Raw genomic sequence first — 5,542 nt, forward strand, 5'->3', positions numbered from 1 at the left:
ACGGCAAGAAGACCGGCTCGACGCCGGACGGGCGCAAGGCGGGCGAGCCGTTCGCGCCGGGGGCCAACCCGATGCACGGGCGCGACCGGAAGGGGGCGATCGCGTCGATGGCGTCGGTGGCGAAGCTGCCCTACGCGCACGCGCAGGACGGCATCTCCTACACCTTCACGATCGTGCCGTCGGGCCTGGGTCCGACGGAGGGCGAGCGGGTGGCGAACCTGGTGGGGATGCTGGACGGCTACTTCGCGCAGGGCGGTCACCACATCAACGTGAACGTGTTCGACCGCGAGACGCTGCTGCACGCCATGGACCATCCGGAGCTGTACCCGCAGCTCACCATCCGGGTGTCGGGCTACGCGGTGAACTTCATCAAGCTCACCCGCGAGCAGCAGCTGGACGTCATCTCCCGCACCTTCCACTCCAAGCACTAGGAAAAAACACGGGGAGAGCCCGCCGGGTGTGTTGCCCGGCGGGCTCATTGTTTTCTTGCGGTAGCTAACGGGTTGCGCTCGCGATCCGGCGACACACATATCGTGCCCTGTCGCCGTTATAATGATGATTGCCCGATGAGCGCCCAGCCTGCCGTTCCCACCGCTCTGGACGCCTTCGCGGGCGGCGGCTCGATGGGTGGGCGCATGCTCGCGTTCGACTGGACGCGGACTCCCCTGGGGCCCCTCGCCGCCTGGCCGCAGTCGCTGCGCACGGTCGTGAACCTGATGCTCACCTCCCGCTTCCCGATGTTCGCGGTGTGGGGGCCGGAGCTGACCTTCCTCTACAACGACAGCTACCGCCCGATCCTCGGCCACAAGCCCGAGGCGCTGGGCCGCCCCTTCGCCGAGGTCTGGGCCGACATCTGGGACGACCTCGTCCCGCTGGTCGACCGCGCGCTGGCCGGCGAGGCGACCTTCCACGAGGATCGCCTGCTGGTGATGGAGCGCCACGGCTATCGGGAGGAGACCTACTTCACCTTCTCCTACTCCCCGATCCGCGACGAGTCCGGCCGCGTCGCGGGCATGTTCTGCGCCTGCACCGAGACCACGGCGCAGGTGGTCGCCGAGCGGCAGCAGGCGTTCCGGCTCGACCTCGAACGCCGTCTGCGCGACCTCGCCGATTTCCGCACGGTGACCGCCACCGCGGCCGAGCGGCTCGGCCGCCACCTGGGCGTGGCGCAGGTCGGGTACGCCGAAGTCGAAGCCGGCGGGGACGTCATCGCCATCGGTCAGGACTGGAGCGACGGCCGCATTCCCAGCGCCGCCGGCCGCCACCGGCTCGCCGACTTTGGCGTTCCCCTCATCGCCGCCCTGCGGCGGGGCGACGTGATCGCCATGCCGGACGTGCGCGCGGACGAACGCACCGGCGCCCCCTCCGTCACCGCGGCCTTCGAGGAGCTGGGCATCCGCGCGGTGCTGGCCGTGCCGCTGGTCAAGGAGGAGCGGCTGGTGGCGACGCTCTTCGTCCACCACCCGGAGCCCCGCGTGTGGAGCGCGGCCGAAACGGCGCTGGCGGCCGAGGTCGCCGAGCGCACCTGGGCGACGGCGGAGCGGGCGCGCGCCGAGACGGCGCTGCGCGAAAGCGAGGCGCGCTTCCGCGACATGGCCGACAACGCGCCGGTGATGATCTGGGTCACCGAGGCGGACGCCCAGGCCAGCTACCTGAACCGGCCCTGGTACGCGTTCACCGGGCAGGCGCCGGGCGCCGGCGAGGGACTCGGCTGGCTGGACGCCGTCCACCCCGACGACCGAGCGCGCGCCGAACGCGTCTTCCTCGGCGCCAACGCGCGGCGGCAGGCCTACCGCACCGAATTCCGGCTGCGCCGCGCCGACGGTGTCTGGCGCTGGGCCCTCGACGCTGCGGCGCCGCGCTTCCACGCCGACGGCCGCTTCCTCGGCTACGTCGGCTCGGTCATCGACATCACCGACATCCGCGAGGCCGAGCAGGCCGTGCGGGCCGGCGAGGACCGGCTGCGCCTGATCGCCAACCTGACTCCGGCGTTCATCTGGTTCGCCCACACCGACGGATCGCTGCACCACTTCAACGACCGCTGGTACGCGTACACCGGGCAGACGCCGGCGGAGGCGCTGCCGAACGGCTGGGTCGCGATGCTGCACCCCGACGACGTCGCGCGCACGGCGGCGCAGTGGGACGAGGCGCGCGCCCGCGGCACGCTGTACGAGATCGAGGTGCGCTACCGCCGCCGCGACGGCACGTACCGCTGGCATCTGGCGCGCGCCGAGCCGCTGCGCGACGGCGCCGGCCGGATCACCGGCTGGTTCGGCTCCAGCACCGACATCCACGACCGGAAGATGGTCGAGGAGGAACTGCAGCAGCTCAACACCACCCTGGAAGCCCGGGTGGCGGAGGAAACCACTGAGCGCGAGCGCGCCCAGGTGGCGCTGCTGCAGGCGCAGAAGACGGAAGCGCTCGGCCAGATGACCGGCGGGGTCGCGCACGATTTCAACAACCTGCTCCAGGCGCTGACTGGCTGCCTCGCGGTGATCGAGATCCGGGCGGCGGACGCGCCGATCCAGCCGCTGCTGGACTCCGGGCGGCAGGCCATCGACCGCGGCGCCAAGCTGGTCCAGCAGCTCATGGCCTTCGCCCGCCGGCAGGCGCTGCGGCCCGAGCCCGTAGACCTGCGCGACCGGGTGCTCGGCATGTCCGGCCTGCTGAACCGGGCGCTGCGCGCCGACATCCGGCTCGACACCGATTTCACCGCCGGCCTGTGGCCGGTCGAGGTCGATCCCACCCAGTTCGAGCTGGCCGTGCTCAACCTTTCGGTGAACGCCCGCGACGCGATGCCGGCGGGCGGAACGCTCTCTCTGCGGGCCGCCAACGTCGCGCTGGCCGCCGACCACCCGAGCGGGCTGGCGGGCGAGTTCGTGGAGCTGACGGTCTCGGACACCGGCACCGGGATGACGCCCGACGTCCAGGCGCGGGCCTTCGATCCGTTCTTCACCACCAAGGAGGTCGGCAAGGGCTCCGGCCTCGGCCTCAGCCAGGTCTACGGCTTCGCGCGGCATTCCGGCGGCACCGCCTGGATCGAGTCCGCGGAGGGCGGCGGCACCACGGTGCACCTCCTGCTGCCCCGCGGCGACGGCGTTCCGGCGGTGGAAGGCAAGCCGCCTTCGGCCTGCATCGGCATGCCGGCGCGCAAGGGCCGCGTCCTGGTGGTGGAGGACGACCCCATCGTTGCCATGACGGTCGGCGCCGCCCTGGAGGACGCGGGCTTCTCGGTGGCCCGCGCCGCCACCGCGGACGAGGCGCTGCCCATGCTGGAAGGCGGGGTGGACCTGCTGTTCAGCGACGTGGTCATGCCCGGCAGCATGAGCGGCGTCGATCTGGCGCGCGAGGCGCAGCGCCGTTTTCCCGCCCTGCCGATCGTGCTGGCCACCGGCTACAGCGAGGACATCGCCCGCGCCACCGGCGTGCAGGTGCTGCCGAAGCCCTATCGGATCGACCAGCTCGTCGGCATCCTCGACACCATGCTGGCCGAGGCCGGACGGGCGGGCCTCAACTGAGCGGGATCGCGACCCACCTCCGGTAGCCCGGCTGCCCGGACAGCCGCGCGTGCCACGCCTCCACGTTCGGCAGGCTCGGCCGGTCGAGCGGCAGGTGCATCCAACGGTGCAGCCACGGCGCCAGGCTGAGGTCGGCCAGCGTCGGCTCATCGCCCGCAACGAACACTTGGCCGACCAGCGCGCCGTCGAGGATGCCCCAGAGCCGGGCGCACTCCGTCGCCAGCGCCGCGATCCGCGCCGGGTCACGCTCGGCCTCCGGGGTGCGGATCAGCTGCCAGAACAGCGGGTGCATCTTGCCGTTGAGCGTGCCGAGCCCCCAGTCCAGCCACCGCTCCACCACCGAGCGCCGGACCGGGTCGCGCGGGTAGAGACGCTCGCCGCCGCGGGTATCGGCGAGGTAGCGCAGGATCGCGTTGGATTCCCACAGCACCACGTCGCCGTCCTTGACGGTCGGCACCAGGCCCATGGGGTTCATGGCGCGGTACGCGGGGGTGTCGTTCACCCCGAACCGGCCCCCGGCGTCGATGCGGTGGAAAGGGATGGCCAGCTCGTCGCACAGCCACAGCACCTTCTGCACGTTGCTGGAGGTCGTGCGTCCCCAAACGGTGATCGGTTCGCCCGTCATGCGTTTTCCCTGATGTCGGCCGGGCGCGTGGTCACGCGACCTGCAGCTGCGCCGAGCGCAACAGCGCCATGAAGTCGGTGAACGTGTCGCCCTGGATGGCGATGTGGCGCCGGGTGGCCTCGCGCGCCGTCTCCGCGTCGCCCGCCAGGATCGCGCGGACGATGGCGTCGTGCTCGTCCCAGGACTTGCGCAGGCGTCCCGGGTGGCGCAGCTGGATGCGGCGGTACGCCGAGACGCGGTTGCGCAGCGAGCGCGTCATCTCCTCGAGGTAGCTGTTCCCGCAGCCGGCGTAGATCACCTCGTGGAAGCGGCGGTTCGCGTCGTAATAGGCGTCGGTGTCGCCGCTCTCAATGATCTCGGCGCACAGACGGTGCTGGTCCAGCAGGGTCTTGTGGCCCGCGGCGGTCATGCGGCGCGCGCACAGCTCGGCGCACTGCGCTTCCAGGTTCGCCATGACCTCGAAGCGGTCGATGATGTTCTGCACGCTCAGCGTCGCCACCACCGCCCCCTGGCGCGGACGCGTCTCCACCAGACCGGCCGAGGCCAGCTGGGCCAGCGCCTCGCGCACCGGCGTGCGGGAAACCTGGAAGCGCTCGGCCAGCGCCAGCTCCTCCAGGCGGCTGCCCGGCGGCAGCTTGCCCGAGGCGATCTCCGCCTCCAGCAGCTCGCGCAGGTGCGTCGCCCGGCTCCGCTTCGGTTCCGCACAATCGCTCATGTCGATCCTCCCCGGAGACATCATAGGCGGTTTCGCCTCTGGTATGCGATTCGAAGATGTTGCATACACGAACGATGACATGTATACACGGTTCGCATAACGGAATGCAACAAGCCCAACAATGAGCGCACGAAGCGCCGCCGGGCCCAGGGGAGGAACCGATGACCCAGACCAGACCACGCCCGTCCGGCGACTGAGCCTCGGCGCTGCGGGCGCCGTCCATCACCACCACTAATCATCAGCACCGCGGCTTCCCCAGCCTCCGGACCGCGCCGGGGCGGAGCCGTGCCCAGAGGGAGAGAGACGCCATGACGTTCACGAGACGCGCCATCCTCGGCGGCATGATGGCCGCACCCGCGATCATCGCCGCCAGCCGGCTGGGCTGGGCCGCCGACGCCAAGGTGCTGAAGATCTCGCACCAGTTCCCCGGCGGCACCATCGACGAGGGTGACTTCCGCGACCGCCTGTGCCGCCGCTTCGCCGCCGAGGTGGAGAAGCGCACCGCCGGCACGCTGAAGTTCGAGCTGTACCCCGGCTCGTCGCTGATGAAGACGCTGGCGCAGTTCAGCGCCATGCGCAAAGGCGCACTCGACCTGTCGCTCTACCCGATGCCCTACGCCGGCGGCGAGGTGCCGGAGACCAACCTCGGCCTCATGCCGTGCCTGGTCACCAGCTACGAGCAGG

General features: G+C 71.2%; 4 protein-coding genes and 1 pseudogene. 3 read left to right on the forward strand and 2 right to left on the reverse strand.

What is annotated here, in order from left to right:
• Positions 1 to 431, forward strand: a 431-nt coding sequence (locus tag ACRWK7_RS27405) for a glycine radical domain-containing protein (protein ID WP_431859734.1), incomplete at its 5' end; no start/stop codon positions are given.
• A 135-nt stretch (positions 432 to 566) separates the two neighbouring features.
• Positions 567 to 3,518, forward strand: coding sequence for a PAS domain S-box protein (locus tag ACRWK7_RS27410; protein ID WP_431859735.1), 2,952 nt, complete (start codon positions 567 to 569; stop codon positions 3,516 to 3,518).
• Here the strand turns inward: ACRWK7_RS27410 and ACRWK7_RS27415 are convergent.
• A complete protein-coding gene (locus tag ACRWK7_RS27415) occupies positions 3,511 to 4,143 on the reverse strand; it encodes a glutathione S-transferase family protein (protein ID WP_431859737.1) in 633 nt (210 codons plus the stop codon). The genes ACRWK7_RS27410 and ACRWK7_RS27415 overlap by 8 nt on opposite strands.
• A gap of 31 nt (positions 4,144 to 4,174) precedes the next feature.
• On the reverse strand, positions 4,175 to 4,858 hold the full coding sequence (locus tag ACRWK7_RS27420) for a GntR family transcriptional regulator (RefSeq protein WP_431859739.1): 684 nt from the start codon (positions 4,856 to 4,858) through the stop codon (positions 4,175 to 4,177).
• A 308-nt stretch (positions 4,859 to 5,166) separates the two neighbouring features.
• Here ACRWK7_RS27420 and ACRWK7_RS27425 point away from each other — a divergent pair.
• A pseudogene (locus ACRWK7_RS27425) lies at positions 5,167 to 5,542 on the forward strand (TRAP transporter substrate-binding protein DctP); the annotation flags it as partial.

The sequence above is a fragment of the Azospirillum sp. genome (assembly GCF_050789165.1).

Excerpts from the sequence above, each read along its gene's own strand:
- ACRWK7_RS27410 (WP_431859735.1), top strand. The coding sequence starts at position 567 with ATGAGCGCCCAGCCTGCCGTTCCCACCGCTCTGGACGCCTTCGCGGGC.
- ACRWK7_RS27415 (WP_431859737.1), bottom strand. The coding sequence starts at position 4,143 with ATGACGGGCGAACCGATCACCGTTTGGGGACGCACGACCTCCAGCAAC.
- ACRWK7_RS27420 (WP_431859739.1), bottom strand. The coding sequence starts at position 4,858 with ATGAGCGATTGTGCGGAACCGAAGCGGAGCCGGGCGACGCACCTGCGC.